Raw genomic sequence first — 18,328 nt, 5'->3', positions numbered from 1 at the left:
AGTTAGGTAGTTTTATTATGTATGATTATATGAAATTAATGGTAACCATGGTATGATATAAAATATATTTTGCGTCTAAATTCTATAATACGGCGAGGCAAATGGTATGAAATTAAATTTTCAGATTGGGTATTCCTCTTATATGAAATTGAATATGCGGTTCCTGCTAGATACTCAGATAGATATAGCGATAAGCGCTAGTTAAATGTGAAAGATGTAAAAAAATTAATTATATTAGGTGGTGCAGAATAAATATGAAAATTCAAAACAAAAAGACATATATAGTAGTGCTTATTTTAGTAACAATAGATCAGGTTATTAAAATAGTAATTAACAACAATTTTCTTGACAAGAGATCTACAATATTGCCTCATTTGCTATACTTTGAGCCTATGTTCAATAGGCACTATTCATGGTTTAATTCTATGTTGCAATTAGGTATCAGTAAGTATATACATATTTCACTAGTGGCAATTATGAGTATATTAATATATCTGTTTTATCAATATTTAAATAAACAATTTGGAACTAACAAAACTATTAATAGCATGTATGCTTTTATATTTTCTGGTGCTATGTGTTCATTAATTGACAAGATTTTTTGGAACGGTAGTTTAGATTACATATTAGTAAATGGTTTTTTCACGTTTGACTTAAAAGATGTATATATTAATATTTTTGTTGGGTTGCTAATCTTAACATTGCTCTTAAAAAACAAAGTTTTAGACCAAATTGATGATAATATAGTAAAAGATTTTACTGAATATATTCTACGAAAATTATAAACATAAATTACATCACTGAAAGAATAAGAATTATTAACAATTGTAGTTAAGTCACATTGTTCGTAAATCTCGTAATAAACAATTGCAAAATTACTTGAGAGAGCAGACGAAATAGACAGATTGTGTCATATAAATTGATACTGCCTTAGGGGGGATATTATGACAAGGAAATATAATTTATACCAAATTGACTCATTCACTAAGGAGAAGTTTTCTGGAAATCCAGCTGGAGTAATAACAAATGCTGACGGATTAACTGAAGCTGAAATGCAGAAAATAGCTAGGGAACTTAATAATTCTGAAACAGCATTTATTCTATCTTCAAATAATGATGAGTATGATGTTCACATACGGTTTTTCACTCCAACAAATGAAGTGCCAATTTGTGGACATGCAACTATTGCGGCTCACTATGCCCGTGCAATTGAAAACAGGCTTGTTACTTCTAGGGTTTATCATAAAACTGGTGCTGGAATTTTACCTGTTGATATAGTAAAAGAAAATGATGACTATAAAATTATTATGACACAAGGTAAGATTGAATTTGGATCGATTATTGATGGAATAAATATAAAAAATATTACATTGGCGTTGAATATAAGTAATAAGGATTTACTAGAAGATTATCCAATACAGGTAGTTTCAACAGGTCACTCTAAGGTTATGATTGGTATAAAAAACATTGAAACTTTAAATAAAATGAAACCAAATTATGATGCCCTTTCTAAATTGAGCAACGATATTAAGTGTAATGGATATTACGTTTTTACAGTTAATACTCAAGATACTGATATTTTAGTACATGGCAGAATGTTTGCTCCTGCGATAGGCATTAATGAAGATCCTGTAACTGGTAATGCAAATGGTCCTTTGGGTGCATATCTGGTTCATCACAAATTGGTTAATCATAATAATTCTTTATTTAGATTCAAAGCTAAACAAGGTGAAGCTATAAAAAGAACAGGTATTATCGACGTTGAGGTAAAGATAGAAAATAAAGAACCTGTAGAAATTAAAATTTCAGGAAATGCCATAATAGCATTTAAATCTGAATTATCATTGGAATGACTATCTTAAATAACAACCAATTTAGATAAGATAGAATAAAGTTTAATAGATAAATGAAATGCTGGGAGTGGATTTAGCGTGATTGAAAATCCGATCAAAAAAGAAGGTACAAACTAATTGATACTTTGATGAAATAGTGACAAATAATTAAATATTTATAAGTTTTCATGAAACCGGGGAGGTGTGTATATGGAGTATTGTGCGTGGCTACAGCAATTAATTAATGGTGAAAGAACTAAAGTTGGTGAGGGATACAAAGTTTACTATTCAAATAAGACCTTTGAAGAGCTTGATAGTATTAAAGGAAAAGAAGTATTTCTAGTTAATGAAAAAGAAATTGAAGATTTATTGTTTTTAGACTGCGAAAGGAAAATTATTGAGTTTAGCAAAGAAAAAGAAAACAGAGATGTATATGTTGTTGTATTAGAAATAGATACTGAGGTTGGAGGGATAGGGATATCAATTAATACCAATGAAGCGCTAGAAATAAGTGTGAAAGAAGACTCAAATTATAAACAAGTTCAGACTTTAGGATTAGATGGACTGAGATATAACCCAGCTGATTTTTCATATAGGTTTTTTGAAGAAATCTTATCTAAGGAATCTAAGGAGATTTTAGATGCTTATTATTGTATTAATAATGAACATCATATTTTAGATATTAGTAAAGCAATAGCGTTTAAAAGCGATTTCTTTGATAATGCACTCTTGTTGATTGGGATTAATTTAGTAAATAGATTAAAGCCAGTTTTTCAATATTTAAATAAAACACCGGATTTTATCGCTTATTATAAGGATGGTTTTTCCTGAAGTAAATTGTGGTATAAGGTGCTCCCATAGAAAAGTAAATGAAATTATAGAATTAGGAGGATAAAAAATGAAAGACGTGGCTAAAAGTGAAAAACAGTTGTTAGAACAACTTGGATCATGTCCTATATCAGAGGTTATAGGTATAGTGGATATAAACGGAGTTAGTGCTGGAAGAACAGGTGGTGAGAAGCTATGGACTTTAGGTGTGAAACTTGTTGCATGGAGAGTTGTGAAGGAATATCTAAAGACTGAACCATTACATATTAGACGAAAAGTTACTCATGAGGAACTGAATGATATTAGAAATATGATTAGGCCTGAGACAATAATAAAAATTAATGCTCGTGTTATAGAGGAGAGTGTATTTGGTAGATCTGATGCACTTTTTGAAGGATTTATTGAATTTGTTTCAAATGATAATGAATTAAACGTATATTTAGAGGAACTTAAAAAACCAATTATTTATATTGATAGTATCTTAGGAACATTTACTTTTAATAGGCAAGTTAATTGGTATATAGGAGATATAAGCTGGAATGGGAAAAGTATTAAACTGAATTTGTCGGTAGATGAACCAGAGGGCATAAATTTAGGTCTACAGGTTGCAAAAACCTTATGGGAAGATCAGGTAACATGGAATAACCGTGTATGCAAATATGCTGTACATGAATTATTGAAAATCAAAAATGAAAGTTGGCTTGAGGAAGAAGAGGACAAGGTAACATCTGAGCAGTTCAGAAATTGTATAATACTTGAAGAAATTACTATAAACCCAAATGGTGAATTCGAATTTTGGCACAATGATGGTGACTTATTCTGGGGACATTCAATTTTAATTTCAGGCAATTTGACTGACGGGCCAAATGATGCAGATATTACTGGATAGAGGAATAAATGATTGAAGTAGGGACAATGTTCTCGTATAACAGAATGTTGTCGTTTGCCTTGCTCGAGAGTATTTCGAATAGGTCATGTGATGTACTCAAGTCTATTTTTCAAATCAAGAAAATCTTCAAATCTTAGACAAGACACATTTCTTCACCAAGTCTGGTTAGGTTCAGAAATGTAGTCAACTGTGTGATGAAGTTTATGGGTAGATATTACTGCAGGGTCAAGTCCGGATGAAATAATGCGACCACTGTTTCTTGAATTCCGGTTTTAATTTTGGAAAGTGAACTTGGGCATATTGTAAGCATTTTATTGAGTATTTTAGGAGGATATGGTAAATTAATGTCGAAAAAGTTCCCACTCTTGTACTTATAGGAATTTTTAAAGGTAGGACATATATATATATTTTAATTTAAACCTTAGTCAAGAGGATTTAAATCAACTATTTAAGCCGTTTACACAGGCAGATAACTCAAATACTAGAAAATTTGGAGGAACTGGTCTTGGTCTTGAAATTAGTAAAGAATTAGTAAGGCTTATGGATGGCGCTAGAGTTAAGTGTATAGAAGCTGGTATGGATGATTATATCAGTAAGCCTATTAATTTTGAAAATCTGTTTAAAATTATAGAAGATGGCATAAAGAAGACATATGAGTAAAGGCAATAATCATAAAAAATTTCCGAAAGTTAGTAATAGAAATAACTATAATAAACAAAGCAAACCTAGTGATGAATCAATGGAAAAAGATTCTTTGTTTGGAATACCAATATAAGTAATGTTAATACATGAATTTTAAAACATTTTATATTAAGAATGTGCAGAATTAAAGGGTGGATTTAAATGATAGTATTTATAATAACGTTTGCTTTAGCAATACTAATAATAAGCATCATATGCTTAGATCTTAGCAATAAGGTACTTTTACTCAATAAAAAATTCATGAGCATATATTTTATTTTTGCACCTCATATTGTTTTGTTAGGGTGGCTTTTTAGCGAACGCACTAAATTTGGACAAGATAAAGTTATATGCAAATGGATTATTTTAATCCAAATAATTATTTTCAGTTTTTATATTTGGTTAAAAATAAACATAGCCCCAAACGCATTTAAGCAAATTGTTAACATTAGATTAAAGGTAATGTTAGGTGGCAAACGTCTTGTTCTCTATGGATTGTATGTAGCGTTTATTCAAATCTTAATATACATAATAGGGTTTAAAGCAATAAAAGACTTCGTTATTTCTAATAATATCGTTGTAATAGATGTTATTATTATGGTATTGACTACTATTACTTTACTTGCAAATGGAATGTTACGAATCTTATGTACTTCAAGAAGGCTAAGTATATTAAAAAGATATATAGTAGCCGTTATGGTCTTTATTCCAATTATAAATATTTTTATAATGTTGTATGCTTGTCATATTGCAAAAATAGAATATGATCATGAGTGTTATAAGGTAATTAATAATGAAGCACGTGTTGACTTAGAGGTATGTAAAACAAAATATCCTCTTGTGTTAGTTCATGGAGTTGGATTTAGAGATTTAAAATACATTAATTATTGGGGAAGAATACCTAAGGAATTGATTCGTAATGGGGCAACAGTTTATTATGGAAATCAAGAAGCTTGGGGAACAGTGGAATGTAATGCGCAGGACATTAAAGATAAAATTCTTGATATTGTTAAGGCAACAGGATGTGAAAAGGTAAATATTATAGCACATTCAAAAGGTGGATTAGATGCACGTTATATGATTAGTAAGTTAGAGATGGGGGAATATGTTGCATCGCTAACAATGGTGTCATCACCTCATAGAGGATGTAAGTTTGTTGATATTGCTTGTAATATGCCTGATAAGCTTTATAAAGCATATGTTTAGTGATTATATAGTGACCATTCCTTATATTTTAGTGAAGTTAACGGAAGGTGAAAATGATGGTTTAGTATCTATTAATTCTGCTAAATGGGGAGAATTTAAAGGTGTGCTTAAAAATAAGCATAGGCGTGGAATCTCTCATGGAGATATTATAGATTTAAGAAGAGATGATTATAAAGGATTTGATGTAATGGAAAAATATGTAGAGATTATATCAACCCTTAAAAATGAGGGATATTAAGTAAACCTACTTGTAAATATGCTAAATAAAGGTGTTTCCTCAGATGATTTTGTTATAAATGATACAAAATTTACAGCAGTTTTAATGACTACAAGTATATTGGGTGTGGTTACTATGATTGTGTTAAATAACGTTTATGATGAAAATATAATAACTGCTACAACAAATGCTTATGTAGAACTCCTTGTTAAAGGAGTTTCAAGAAAATAAAAGGAGCCAATAGATTATGATTTGGAACGTAGAAGCTATCTCTTTATTGATTTTAGGTAGATGTAAGGCTTAGTTGTATTTTAATTCCAAGAAATTTATATTGAAAGAGGTTCTAATAATGAAAGTTGTAGTAATTTACAAATCAAAAACAGGTTTTACAAAGCAATATGCAGAATGGATTGCAGAGGAGTTATCGGCTGATATTTTTGATGTTTCAAATGTTGCAACCAATATAGTGGCAGCCTATGACATCGTGATTTACGGTGGCAGTTTGTATGCTGTTGGTATCAATGGAGTAAAATATATAACAAAGAACTTGGATATACTTAAAGATAAAAAAGTCATTATTTTTGCAACGGGAGCATCTCCCTCTAGCCAAGAGGCGATAGATGAAGTAAGAAATACAAACTTTACTCCTGGAGAACAGAAACATATACAGTTCTTTTATTTAAGAGGTGGATTTAATTATAGTAAACTAAAGCCTTTTGATAAGGTGCTTATGACATTACTAAAATGGAAGATGCAGATGAAGGTGAAGATGAAAAAAGATTTAACACCTGATGAAAGAGGCATGCTAGCCTGCTACGATAAGCCCGTAGATTTTACAAGAAAGAAAAATATAGATAAAATAATCACTTATGTTAATTCATAACAGTATTTTATTGTTTAAGAACTAAAGCCATGTACTGGAATCAATATCCAGAATGTGGCCGGTTTTTACACGTATGTCAACTGTACCTGTAATTTTAGGTATTGATGAATTGACGTGTATGGTAGTTACACACAAACTTGTTGATGAAGTACTCAGAATGTATGATGGGATAATAGTAGCCAACAATGGAAGGATAGAGGAGATAGGTAATTTTGATGAATTAACACAGAAAAAAGGTTATTGTCCAACAGCCACAAACGGCAGCAATGCCTTTTTTCTTTTTCCTAAGATTGATGATAAATAGGTATAGTACATAAGATGAATCTTTGTACTATACCTATTTACCTGCCACTTATCATATATATATTGGGTTAGTATACAATTTACGGTAATGATAGTATAATTAAATAAATATTTTGTGTTACAACAGTATAATATTGCGTATTAAATATTATTTATACTACCTTTGAAAAAGAAAATAAGGATGAAGGGATTCATAAACATCACTGCTCTATGAACTATGAATATTTTTAGAAGGAGATGAAATAATATTAAATATTTAATATTTAATGGAAGCCCTCATAGGGGTAATACATGGCGGTTAGTTAAATTGATTCAGGAAGATTTACATGAAATCTCACCTGAATCAACATTTGAGGAAATACAGTTAACAGATTTGGAACTACCCTTTTGCACTGGATGTAGTCTTTGTTTTAGAAAAGGGCATGAACACTGTCCGCATCATAAAATTATGCAGAGAATAATTGATAAAATTGATGAAAGTGATGGCGTGATTTTTGCAATGACAACCTTTAATATGCAACCAAACGCTTTGACTAAAAATTTGATTGACCACTTGTGCTATATGTTTCACAGACCTCACTTTTTCAAAAACAAAGCAATAGTTGTTACAACAGTGGGTGGAGTAGGCGGTAATAGTGCAGTAAACTACCTTTCGGCGTGGCTAAAAGGAATTGGATTTAGCTATTGTTATAAATTACCTGTCATATCATATAGTTGGAATGATTATACAGTAAATAAAAGAATAAAAATAAAATGCAGAAGGTTGGCAGAAAAATTTCATAATGATGTTTCATCTAAAAAAATGCATACACCGAGTTTTGCTGTTTTTGACCTGGTCAAGTAAAATTGTAACACTTGTGTGTAAATAATTACTTAGAATATCTTTTCTCAAAAGGGGTTAATCCTCCCAGAGAACTATGAGGCCGTTTATGGTGATAATATCTAAAAATATAATCATTTGTTAGTTCTTCTAAATGTAGAGCATCTTTAATACTGTAATGCTTAATATGTTCATTCTTGAGTTTTCCAAAGAAAGACTCCATAGGAGCGTTATCATATGGACAACCTGCTTTGCTCATAGACTGCTGCATTTTTTTATCCTCGCAAAAGGAAGTGAATGCCTTTGAGGTATATTGCGATCCCTGATCACTATGAATTATTAATCCCGTAGGGGGCTTATGATTAGATATAGCTTCACTAAGTGTATCAATAGCTAGTTCAGCGGTTATATGATTAGATATTTTAGTTGCTACAATACTTCTATCATATAGATCTAAAATAGAACAATTGTACATTATCCTACCGCTTGAAAGATGTATATAGGTGAAATCTGTACACCATTTTAAATTTTTAGCTACAGCTGTAAAATCTCTATTTAGGATATTTGAAAATACTTTATGTGAAGTTCCTTTTACATAATTAGGTCTTTTCCTAAATGAAACCGACTTAATATTTAATTCTTTCATATATTTATGCACAGTTAATAAGCTCAAATTAGTTCCTTGTTTTTCTAATGAGCGTTTTACCATTCTATATCCCATTTTTCCATTTTCACTGTGGAAAATTTTCTGTATATGTTTTAAAACTAATTTCTTTTGTTCCATATAGATATTTTTTCTGAATTTTAAATAATTATAATATGCATTAGGTGATAGCTCAAAGCGACGTAATAACCATCTGATGCCAAACTCTTTATTGTTGGCAAATATAAACTGGTAGATTAATTGTCTATTTCCTTGGCGAAGAATGCCGCAGCTTTTTTTAAGAAAGCATTTTCCTTTTCTAATTCAGTAGTTCGCTTTTTTAATAATTTATTTTCCTCATAAACACTAGGAGATATTTTTTCTTCTGATTCTTTGCATTCTTCACAATAGCTTTTAATCCACACATTAAGGGTTGATCTAGATACACCATACTCTTTAATTAGACTTGGAATTGTTCTACTATTTTCTAGATTTAATTTTACCAGTTTTTCTTTAAATACTTGATCATATATTTTCTTTGCCATTTGTAACACCACTCTCCTAATTTTATTATACTATTTTATTAGTACTCAGTGTTACAACTTTAGTATATCAGGTCATTTAATACCATACAATCTATTTAGAGGAATGAGCCTTGGATTGTGACAATGTTAAATTCTAAATACAGGGGATATTTCAACTATTACGGAGTAATAGGAAATAGTAAGGGACTTAGTGAATTCTATGGACCATCCCTAAGAATATTGTATAAATGGATGAATCGTAGAAATCAAAGAAAGGGTTTCAACTTGGAAGAGTTTAATAAAAAGATGAATTGGTATGGACTAATTAAACATAGAGTAGTGGAAAGAGCAGAAACACAAATGAGAATCGAAACCTGTTTTGAGTGATTACGTAAGCGAATATATTTGAAGAGCCCGCTGCGGTAGTTCCGCACGCTGGGATCTGTGCGGAGTGTACTGGGTGACTAATACGTCTACCGTGACATTCTACGATACATGAATAATTGTAATATATAACGAACTAATGGAGGAGGGATTTTTATGAATTTAACAGTAAGAGAAGCAATTAGTAGTGATTACAATGATATTAGTAACCTTAATGCCGAGGTACATAATTTGCATGTTGAAAATAGACCAGATGTTTTTAATATCAATAATCCTTTATTAAAAGAGCATTTTAGTAATTTATTGAATACATATAATACAAAATTATTTGTTGTTGAAAATACTGATAAAAAAGAATCAATTGCTTATAGTACAGTGAAAATTATTGATATGCAAAGCGTATCAATATTAATACCAAGAAGAGTGGCTTATATAGATGATTTCTGTGTCAATTCAAATTATAAGAAAAATGGGATTGGAAGATTATTATTTCAATATATTGTAGATTATGTAAGAGCAGAAGGTGCTTCATCATTACAATTAGTTGTATGGGAATTTAATAAAGGTGCAATTTATTTTTATGAAAAAATGGGAATGTTAACAAGAAACAAAAAAATGGAATTAAATTTATAGTGGTTATAATTTACAACATTCTTTTATTGCTCGTCAACTGTATAAGCACCATAAACGGTTGTTTTTGGAACTGAATAGGTGTGTGGTATAACAGCCATTAGTGGGATAAATAGTAATGGTTATTATACCAAACAAATTACGCAAATAGGAGGCAGTTTATCTATGGAAACAGAAATATTAAATGTTAAAGATTTAAATATTAATTATAAAAATATTGTAAAAGGTGCAGAGTATCTAAGAAATGGTGAAGTGATTGCAATTCCAACAGAAACTGTTTATGGATTAGCCGCAGATGCTTTTAATGAAAATGCAATAAAAAAAATATTTGAAGTTAAAGGAAGGCCACAGGATAATCCATTATTGGTACATATATATAAATTGGAACAAGTGTATGACATATGCAAAGATATTTCAAAAGAAGCAGAGAAAGTATTTGGTACTTTTTGGCCGGGATCAGTAACTTTGATTTTTAATAAGAAAGATTGCATTTCAGATACAATTACTGCAGGAATGAAAACTGTAGGAGTTAGATTCCCAAAAAGTGAAATAGCAAGGGCTATAATTAAAGAAAGTGGAACTTTATTAGTAGCTCCATCTGCAAATTTATCAGGAAAGCCATCAACTACTAGTGCCGAGCATTGCTACAATGATTTAAATGGAAAAATTTCTTGTATTTTAGATGGAGGGCCGTGTTCAATTGGGTTAGAGTCAACAATTATAGATATGTCTACTCCAGCCCCAATACTGCTAAGGCCAGGAGCAATAAGCTTGGATGACATATGTAATGTGATTCCAAATCTTATATATAAAAAGGATTTATTAAGCGTGAAAGAAAATGAAATTCCAAAGGCTCCAGGAATGAAATATAAACACTATGCACCAGATGCACCACTAACATTGGTTGAAGGAGATTATGTAAAAACTTCTAAATGGATTAAAGAAAATGCAAATGAGAATGATGTTGTAATTTGTTTTCAAGAATTTTTAAACGATTTTAAGGACTATCAACATATATATAGTTTAGGAAGCTTTAAAATGTTAAATATAGCTGCACAAAAGATGTTTGATTTGATTAGAGAATGTGATAAATTGAGTGTAAGTCATATTTATATACAAGCTCCCAATAACAATGGGTTAGGGAATTCTATAATCAATCGATTAGAAAAAGCAAGTGCAGGAAACATTATTCATATATAAATCATATCGGTTGTTTTTAATTACAATAACAGGAACAGCTGTGATTATTAAGAGCAATATTGAGAATATATTGTAGGATATAATTGACGAACAAAATGCAGTAACTGTGATATGTCGAACTTACTAAACAGTGCGAATTGTAAATAATTTGTAAAAAGCAAAAGGCAACTTCTTTTTATTGAAGCTACCTTCCGGCTCATTATTCAAGCCAGGATGAAATAATCGCTCCTAGCATAGTACAAGCTATCCATACAGCAATATTTCCTACATTCTTTGACAGGATATTAAAATTAATCTCAACTACCTTATAATGTATGGAAAGTATTATGATGGATACTACGAAAAATCCTACTTTAAGATGCTTCATGACAATTCCTCATATAAATAATTCTCAAATTATTCATCGGATGTAGAATTACTTTTGCATCTTTTGCTAATCTATTTATAAGCTTTTGTAAATAATTTTTTAACTAAAGTAGGATATCTAAATTATTGACAATCTTATAATAATTATTCAATGAGGGTGATGAATAATTATTATAAAATTATTGTATAACTGTGGAAGAATAAGTAAAATTGCAATGCCATTCCCAAAAATAAAATAGTCAATTTATTTTTGGGGTAGTGTCAGCGAAAATGATATTTCGTACGTCAAGGAAAGTATAATTACAAAAATGTAATTATTTTACTTGACAAATTCATAAATCTAACTATTTTTATGAATTTAAATTTTAAAATCATTGTGTACGAATGTGGGTGTTTTTGCCTATCCCCCCAATATTCGTTGCGTTTTGTCGAATTACGATAAAATTATTCCAAATAAGACGGTTAAAGTTAATACGTCAATTAGGTAAAATTATATTTATAGCAATAAGATGAATTGCAAGCAGGAGGTATATATGAGAAAAAAGATTTCAATTGTAACCGTGCAAAGGCGGCTTTTGATGAGCTGGGCGTTAAAAAGTTGCATACTGTCAAGGCTCTGCAAATAGAATATTCCGAGCTACTCACCCAAAAGAAAAAAGCCTATACAAAGTACCATTCGGTAAAAAAAGAAATGTAGGAAGTAGTTACCGCAAATGCAAATGTTGATCGTCTTATAGGCGACGATATGGCTCATCGAAAAAAAGAAAAATAACAGGAGCAGAGATAATCTGACCTGTGATTTTTTCAGCTCACGGAGTGAGCGTAGCCACACAATTTATTGTGTGTTCAGTGGGGATTGGGGATACTCCCCAATAAGCAGATTTTCCAAAAATCCCGCAAGGGGATTTTGAGCAAATTCGCAAGGTATGTACCACCTTGGCCTGCTTGCCGGAATACTGACATTTAAAGCCGCCTAACATCTTTAGCCTTTGCGGGAGCGCGAACGCTTTTCAACGCTCCTGTAATTTTTTGTTTTATACCTCAGCATGTAAATTTCCGTCAAAATAAATACAATAGAGTTATGAAGGTATTATGCGTGAATTATATAACGACAAAAGAAGCAGCGAAAATTTCGGGAATCACAGACAGAATGGTTGTGTGCCATTGCTCTTCCGGGCGGATTAAGGGAGCTAAAAAAATGGGAAATACATGGCTTGTTCCTGCTGACACTGAAAAACCGGCTGACGGACGATATAGGAGCAGTAAAGTAAAGGATGGTGAAAATAAATGAAACGGATATTTTTGGTTGAGGACGATAAGGCAATCGCTAAAAACCTTATGCTTTTGCTCCGCGCGGAGAAATTTACAGTCACCCACGCCCCTACGCGGAGTGAAGCCCTTGCCGCTCTTGCCGGGAATAAATTTGACTTGGCGTTGATTGATATTTCTTTACCTGACGGAAATGGCTTTATGGTTTGCACGGAAATCAAAGAAACGCAAGATATTCCCGTTATCTTTCTGACGGCTTACGACGATGAGGCGAGTGTTGTTACCGGCCTGAATATGGGCGCGGACGACTATATCACCAAGCCTTTTCGTCCGCGTGAATTGATTGCGCGAATTGGAACCGCCCTGCGAAAAAGCGGGCGTTCTAGGTCGGCTTTTGAAATCCGAGGGCTTTATGTCGATACGGCAAGCGGCGTTGTGAAGAAAAACGGCAACGAGGTTTTCCTTTCAGCATTAGAATACCGCTTGTTGCTGGTGTTTATTAGAAACCCCAAAAGCATTATCACGAGGGGCAGGCTACTTGACGAATTGTGGGACGCGGCGGGCGAGTTTGTCAATGACAATACATTGACCGTGTACATCAAACGCCTGCGGGAGAAGATAGAGAACAACCCCGCAAGTCCGCAAATCGTTCTGACCGTTCGCGGAACGGGGTATAGATTGGGGGGCGAGTATGCTTCGGAATAGAGAGTTTCGGCAGCTTGCAATCTTGTTCTCCTTAATAGCTACCACCACTGTAACGCTGGGATTTACAATAAATAGGTTGGCTGGAATCCTTGCCATTGCTTCTGCCGCCGTCTTTGGCACAGCGTTTTTCGCGTTTACCAAAGCCCGATACAAAAGCATTGCTCGGATTTCAGATCAAATCGATCTTGTGCTTCATAATGCTGACCATTTGTATATTGGTGAATCGGACGAGGGCGAACTTTCCATTCTGCACAGCGAGATAACAAAAATGACGTTGCGCATTCGGGAGCAAAACGACGTGCTGAAAAAAGAAAAAGAACATCTTGCAGGTTCGCTGGCCGACATAGCCCACCAACTCCGAACCCCGCTCACATCCGTGAACCTCATTCTGTCATTGTTAGCGAATAACCCTGATGAAACCGAGCGGAAAGCATTTGTGCGGGAAACAGAGGAATTGCTTGTGCGGATGGATTGGCTGATTACTTCCCTATTGAAGTTATCCCGCTTGGACGCGGGCATTGTGGTGTTCCAAAGCGAGCAGATAGATGTAAACAACTTGATATGTGCCGCGATTCGCCCGTTTCTAATCCCAATGGAACTGCACGATATTGATTTTCAAATAGATGCACCGAAAGGTATGATTATTCAGGGTGATTCAGGTTGGCTTTCGGAAGCAATTCAAAACATCCTCAAAAATTGCATGGAGAGCGCAGGCGAGAACGGGAAGATTGAGATTGTCTGCACGGACAACCCACTGTTTACCGAGATTGCCATCCACGACAGTGGCGCGGGCTTTGAAAAAGAAGATTTACCCTGCCTGTTTAACAGGTTTTATCGTGGGAAAAACCCAAACGCTACAGGATACGGGATTGGATTGGCTCTCTGCAAGATGATTATAACACGGCAGGGAGGGACGATTACCGCAAAAAATCACCCGCAGGGCGGCGCAATATTTGCCATTCGTTTCCCAAAGTGACTAATCTCTCACCTGAAAGTCACAGAGATGTAAGTTTAAGGTGCTATTATATGGGTAAGACATGAGAAAGGAGACTCACATAATGGAGTTTTTAAAAATTGAAAATTTATACAAGGTCTACGGAAAGGGCGAAAACCAAGTTACCGCGCTTGACCATGTTTCGCTTACAATCGAAAAGGGGGAGTTTACCGCAATTATCGGCTCCTCCGGCTCCGGTAAATCCACATTGCTTCACATCATCGGCGGCGTGGACGTGCCGACAAGCGGAAAGGTGTATTTGGAGGGGCAGGATGTATATGCCCAAAACAATGAAAAACTCGCCATTTTCCGCAGGCGGCAGGTAGGGTTGATTTACCAGTTTCACAACCTCATTCCCACTCTGAATGTGGTGGAAAACATCACTTTGCCTATACTGATGGACAAGCGCAAGGTCAACGAGGAACGGCTGAATGACTTGTTGGAACTGCTTGGGCTAAAAGACCGCAAAACGCATTTACCCAATCAGCTTTCGGGCGGTCAGCAACAGCGCGTTTCCATAGGACGCTCTTTGATGAACTCCCCGGCGGTCATGCTTGCCGATGAACCCACGGGCAGTTTGGACAGCCGAAATGGACATGAAATCATCAAACTGCTGAAAGAAAGCAATAAAAAATATGGGCAGACCCTGCTCCTCGTCACCCATGACGAAAATATCGCCCTGCAAGCAGACCGCATTATCGGCATATCAGACGGCAAAGTAGTGCGAGACGAGAGGGTGAGACCATGAATATTTTCAATAAAGTTACCCTGCAAGGCATGAAAAAAAGCCAAACACGAACGATTGTAACGGTTATCGGGGTTATCCTGTCCGCCGCCATGATTACGGCAGTCGCTACCTTGGGTGTTTCCATACTGAACTATCTGGCAAAAGGCGCGGCCCAGGAATACGGCGATTGGCACGTCGAGTATTTGAACGTTGATTCCTCTTTCGCACAGGAACGAACTCTCGACAATGGAGTTGCAAACACCGCAACATTTGAAAATATCGGCTACGCAAAACTTGACGGAGGGAAAAACCCCAAAAGGCCGTATCTTTTTATAGCCGGATTTAGCAAGAAAGCCTTTGATACCTTGCCCATAACCCTGGTTTCAGGTAGATTGCCGAAAAACAGTGGGGAGATTCTTGTTCCGCTGAGCGTCGAAGCAAGCGGCGGCGTTCAATTTGCGGTGGGTGACACGCTTTCACTTGCTGTCGGAAGCCGCATGGAGGTCAACAAAAATCTCAGTCAACAAAACCCTTACATTTCTGGAAAAGAAACTCTTATGCCAAAAGCCAAGAGAACCTACAAGGTTGTCGGAATCTGCGAAAAACCCGGTTTTGATGAGTCTTCCGCGCCGGGATATACCTTGATAACGAAAGCAGATGCAGAAGGCAAAGCGGACAGCTTAAACCTATTTGTCACGCTTAAAAACCCGCATGGGGTTCACGCTTACGCAAGCAGCACAGCCCAAAGCCATAGCTATGTATTTAACGATAATGTGTTGCGCTTCATGGGTCTTTCGGAGGATAAGTTTTTCAACACGCTTCTGTACTCGATTGGCGGCATTTTGGTTGCATTGATAATGGTAGGCTCGATTTTTCTGATTTATAATTCGTTCAACATATCAATGAATGAACGCACACACCAGTTCGGGATTCTCTCGTCGGTGGGAGCCACAGCGAGGCAGCTGCGAAATTCGGTGCTAGTTGAGGGACTTTGTATAGGTGCGGTCGGCATACCGATTGGCGTTATCGTTGGCATAGGCAGCATCGGGCTTGTGATTTCCGGTGTCGCCAAGAATTTTGAGCACGTTCTCTACAGCAACGTCCATTTCACCTTGACAGTGTCCGTCCCCGCGATTGTCGGCGCGGCGGCAGTCAGCATAGTTACAATTCTGATTTCGGCCTATATCCCGGCCAGAAAGGCCGCAAGCACTCCCGTTATGGAGAGTATTCGCCAGACGAACGAGGTCAAAGTTGAATCCAAAGCCGTGAAAACGTCAAAACTGGCGCAGCGTATTTACGGTTTGGAGGGAACCCTTGCGCTAAAGAATTTTAAAAGAAACAAGAAACGCTATCGCAGCATTGTGCTATCACTTGTTTTAAGCGTAGTGCTGTTTATATCGACCAGTGCTTTTGTAACGGATATAAAACAGGTGTCGGAGCGGACAGTAGAGGTTACTACCTTTGACATCGGTTTGGCCACACAGGACATGGACGATAGCGAAATGTTGTCGCTTTACGACAAATTGAAAACCGCCGACGGTGTTTACGAAAGCTCGTATCAAGCGCTTATGAAGTATTCATGCGCGGTTAAAGCAAGCAATTTTTCAGACCGCTACCGGAAATACGCGGGTTATAATTTGCCGGACAAAACGGTTAATCTGCCAATGGACATCCAGTTTCTTGGTGATAGCGCCTATCTGAATATTATCAAAGGCTTGGGTTTGCCCGTAAAGGAATATACCGGGAAAAACGCGAAAATGATCGCCGTTGCCCAAAAAGTAGACAACGCGAAAGCCGGGCAGAGCGAGCTGATTGATATATTCAAGAGTTCTTCCATGAATTTTACCATCGCTCCCGAAACAAATGGCAAGCCGAAGATAAAACAGGGGCGAAACGTAAGCATTACGTTTGTCAATACCGTGCTGCCTGATACACTCCCGATCCTAGGAAACTCCGGGTCGAAGAATCCGTGCATTTTTAGCGTGATGGTCCCCTATTCGCTCAAAGAGAAGTTTGAAACCTCCGATACCCATGCGGTTATTAAGGGATTGACCTTTAGATTAAAGAATCCCACAAAGTCGATGGCTAAAATGGAAGCGATGATTAAGGGTATGGGAATTAAATCCAATTATAAACTGTACAATTATTATGAAATGTTTGATCAGAGCCGCAATTATATATTAATTGTCAACGTGTTCGCTTATACTTTTATCATTATGATTTCGCTGATTGCGGTTGCTAATGTGTTCAACACTATTTCCACTAATATCAAGCTGCGTCGGCGAGAGCTTGCCATGCTCCGATCTGTGGGGATGTCTGACCGCGATTTCCAAAAGATGATGAATTTCGAGTGTGCCTTTTATGGCATGAAGGCGTTGCTCTTCGGGCTTCCCATAGCGGCAATCTCCTCTTGGCTGATTTACAAAGGGATGGTCAGCAGCGGGGAGGACATCGGTTTTATGTTCCCGTGGGGCAATATGGCAATCAGCGTGTTCAGCGTGCTCTTTGTAGTGTTCATTACAATGCTGTATTCTGTTAGCAAGATAAAAAAAGAAAATATTATTGACGCGCTTCGGGATGACATGAATTAATTCAAAACCGATATTGACTTGATAGAAAATCAAAAAAACATTTAGTTCAAGTGATTCGCAATCGCCCCGAAGTTGTACCACAATAAAATACGGCAAAAAACCCGCCGCGCAAGCGGAAAAAGAAAAAAACGTTATTCGGCGGGGGTTCGTTATGCCATAAAAAGATATACAGAAAACGGTGGTTTTGAAAATCAAAATCGCCGTTTTCTGTATACCGGAGGGATTGATAAACTGTGCCCCTTTTTCGGGACACGGCGGCGTAAAAGGAGGACGTTGCCGTGCTTTGTTATTACTGTATTTCAAAACAGCACATCAAGCCGTTATGGAAACATAACGGCTTGATTTAGCCAGCCGACAGCAAAGTATCTTGTAACTTCGGGCCGGGCCTGTTTACTGCCCCAGCCGCCGTTCCCCGCCATCTCCCTTCATCAGCCATAGTCTGTGGAGCATCCGCAAACATGATAAACGAGGATCTTTAAATGAAACTTAGATGGTAAAATTTAGGACCTGTGTTCCGGTACTACACAGACCCATGCCACATCAGGTTTTCGTATGAAGAATGAATGAGAAAATTTGATGTGGACCAGCCTTTGAGTGCGGCATCTTAGTCTCATACTAAGATTGATTTATAATTCA

Annotated in this window: 20 protein-coding genes and 2 pseudogenes; 19 read left to right on the top strand and 3 right to left on the bottom strand. The window is 35.7% G+C overall.

Translation table 11 applies throughout. The features are described from left to right. Window positions 1-254: 254 nt before the first annotated feature. The 11 genes and pseudogenes from KTC92_RS06555 to KTC92_RS06505 all read left to right on the top strand — a co-directional run bounded on the left by KTC92_RS06555 (window position 255) and on the right by KTC92_RS06505 (window position 7,683). Entirely contained in the window at window positions 255-785 is a 531-nt protein-coding gene (locus KTC92_RS06555; protein ID WP_220286643.1) for a signal peptidase II, read from the top strand. A 159-nt stretch (window positions 786-944) separates the two neighbouring features. Continuing rightward, window positions 945-1,853, top strand: a complete 909-nt coding sequence (locus KTC92_RS06550; protein ID WP_220286644.1) for a PhzF family isomerase — start codon at window positions 945-947, stop codon at window positions 1,851-1,853. A 189-nt stretch (window positions 1,854-2,042) separates the two neighbouring features. Continuing rightward, window positions 2,043-2,663 carry a DUF4303 domain-containing protein gene (locus KTC92_RS06545; protein ID WP_220286645.1) on the top strand — a complete coding sequence of 207 codons (621 nt, stop codon included), beginning with the start codon at window positions 2,043-2,045 and terminating at the stop codon, window positions 2,661-2,663. A 67-nt stretch (window positions 2,664-2,730) separates the two neighbouring features. Beyond that, entirely contained in the window at window positions 2,731-3,549 is an 819-nt protein-coding gene (locus KTC92_RS06540; RefSeq protein WP_220286646.1) for a DUF2262 domain-containing protein, read from the top strand. A 429-nt stretch (window positions 3,550-3,978) separates the two neighbouring features. Continuing rightward, a pseudogene (locus tag KTC92_RS18655) lies at window positions 3,979-4,098 on the top strand (ATP-binding protein); the annotation flags it as partial. Window positions 4,099-4,201: 103 nt separating this feature from the next. Continuing rightward, entirely contained in the window at window positions 4,202-4,324 is a 123-nt protein-coding gene (locus tag KTC92_RS06530) for a hypothetical protein (protein ID WP_258280718.1), read from the top strand. A gap of 68 nt (window positions 4,325-4,392) precedes the next feature. Continuing rightward, a pseudogene (locus KTC92_RS06525) lies at window positions 4,393-5,674 on the top strand (esterase/lipase family protein). 18 nt (window positions 5,675-5,692) lie between these two features. Next, the gene (locus KTC92_RS06520) at window positions 5,693-5,884 is read left to right on the top strand and encodes a hypothetical protein (protein WP_216303605.1); all 192 of its coding nucleotides are present in this window, start codon (window positions 5,693-5,695) and stop codon (window positions 5,882-5,884) included. A gap of 118 nt (window positions 5,885-6,002) precedes the next feature. Then, a complete protein-coding gene (locus tag KTC92_RS06515; protein ID WP_216303606.1) occupies window positions 6,003-6,536 on the top strand; it encodes a flavodoxin domain-containing protein in 534 nt (177 codons plus the stop codon). 73 nt (window positions 6,537-6,609) lie between these two features. After that, on the top strand, window positions 6,610-6,840 hold the full coding sequence (locus KTC92_RS06510) for a hypothetical protein (RefSeq protein WP_220320222.1): 231 nt from the start codon (window positions 6,610-6,612) through the stop codon (window positions 6,838-6,840). 246 nt (window positions 6,841-7,086) lie between these two features. Beyond that, the gene (locus tag KTC92_RS06505; RefSeq protein WP_309137248.1) at window positions 7,087-7,683 is read left to right on the top strand and encodes an NAD(P)H-dependent oxidoreductase; all 597 of its coding nucleotides are present in this window, start codon (window positions 7,087-7,089) and stop codon (window positions 7,681-7,683) included. Between the two features lie 25 nt (window positions 7,684-7,708). Here the strand turns inward: KTC92_RS06505 and KTC92_RS06500 are convergent, their stop codons facing one another. Together KTC92_RS06500 and KTC92_RS06495 are read right to left on the bottom strand one after the other, a co-directional pair. After that, window positions 7,709-8,560, bottom strand: a complete 852-nt coding sequence (locus KTC92_RS06500) for an IS3 family transposase (RefSeq protein ID WP_309137247.1) — start codon at window positions 8,558-8,560, stop codon at window positions 7,709-7,711. After that, window positions 8,560-8,847 (bottom strand): transposase, encoded by a 288-nt coding sequence (locus KTC92_RS06495; RefSeq protein WP_220286647.1) that lies wholly within the window; start codon window positions 8,845-8,847, stop codon window positions 8,560-8,562. Before KTC92_RS06495 ends, KTC92_RS06500 begins: the two co-directional genes overlap by 1 nt. Window positions 8,848-8,970: 123 nt before the next feature. On the opposite strand from KTC92_RS06495, the gene KTC92_RS06490 reads away from it, so the two are divergent. The 3 genes from KTC92_RS06490 to KTC92_RS06480 all read left to right on the top strand — a co-directional run bounded on the left by KTC92_RS06490 (window position 8,971) and on the right by KTC92_RS06480 (window position 11,040). Beyond that, a complete protein-coding gene (locus tag KTC92_RS06490) occupies window positions 8,971-9,213 on the top strand; it encodes a hypothetical protein (RefSeq protein WP_220286648.1) in 243 nt (80 codons plus the stop codon). 153 nt (window positions 9,214-9,366) lie between these two features. Beyond that, window positions 9,367-9,843, top strand: a complete 477-nt coding sequence (locus tag KTC92_RS06485; protein ID WP_220286649.1) for a GNAT family N-acetyltransferase — start codon at window positions 9,367-9,369, stop codon at window positions 9,841-9,843. Between the two features lie 162 nt (window positions 9,844-10,005). Continuing rightward, on the top strand, window positions 10,006-11,040 hold the full coding sequence (locus KTC92_RS06480; RefSeq protein WP_220286650.1) for an L-threonylcarbamoyladenylate synthase: 1,035 nt from the start codon (window positions 10,006-10,008) through the stop codon (window positions 11,038-11,040). A 199-nt stretch (window positions 11,041-11,239) separates the two neighbouring features. On the opposite strand, the gene KTC92_RS06475 is transcribed toward KTC92_RS06480, so the two are convergent. Further along, window positions 11,240-11,407 carry a hypothetical protein gene (locus KTC92_RS06475; RefSeq protein ID WP_220286651.1) on the bottom strand — a complete coding sequence of 56 codons (168 nt, stop codon included), beginning with the start codon at window positions 11,405-11,407 and terminating at the stop codon, window positions 11,240-11,242. A 1,080-nt stretch (window positions 11,408-12,487) separates the two neighbouring features. Between KTC92_RS06475 and KTC92_RS06470 the strand changes: the two genes are divergently transcribed. The 5 genes from KTC92_RS06470 (at window position 12,488) to KTC92_RS06450 (ending at window position 17,692) form a co-directional block, all read left to right on the top strand. Continuing rightward, window positions 12,488-12,697, top strand: coding sequence for a helix-turn-helix domain-containing protein (locus KTC92_RS06470; protein WP_253198218.1), 210 nt, complete (start codon window positions 12,488-12,490; stop codon window positions 12,695-12,697). Then, window positions 12,694-13,380, top strand: coding sequence for a response regulator transcription factor (locus KTC92_RS06465; RefSeq protein WP_220286652.1), 687 nt, complete (start codon window positions 12,694-12,696; stop codon window positions 13,378-13,380). Before KTC92_RS06470 ends, KTC92_RS06465 begins: the two co-directional genes overlap by 4 nt. After that, on the top strand, window positions 13,367-14,356 hold the full coding sequence (locus tag KTC92_RS06460; RefSeq protein ID WP_220286653.1) for a sensor histidine kinase KdpD: 990 nt from the start codon (window positions 13,367-13,369) through the stop codon (window positions 14,354-14,356). The genes KTC92_RS06465 and KTC92_RS06460 overlap by 14 nt, the downstream gene beginning before the upstream one ends. A gap of 82 nt (window positions 14,357-14,438) precedes the next feature. Continuing rightward, a complete protein-coding gene (locus KTC92_RS06455) occupies window positions 14,439-15,122 on the top strand; it encodes an ABC transporter ATP-binding protein (protein WP_220286654.1) in 684 nt (227 codons plus the stop codon). Then, window positions 15,119-17,692, top strand: a complete 2,574-nt coding sequence (locus KTC92_RS06450) for an FtsX-like permease family protein (RefSeq protein ID WP_220286655.1) — start codon at window positions 15,119-15,121, stop codon at window positions 17,690-17,692. Before KTC92_RS06455 ends, KTC92_RS06450 begins: the two co-directional genes overlap by 4 nt. Window positions 17,693-18,328 lie beyond the last annotated feature (636 nt).

It is taken from the genome of Clostridium sp. CM027 (assembly GCF_024730565.1).
Lineage (GTDB): Bacteria > Bacillota > Clostridia > Clostridiales > Clostridiaceae > Clostridium_AD > Clostridium_AD estertheticum_B.
The sequence above is the reverse complement of the archived record's forward strand: the minus strand, read 5'-3'. Positions and strand labels throughout refer to the sequence as shown.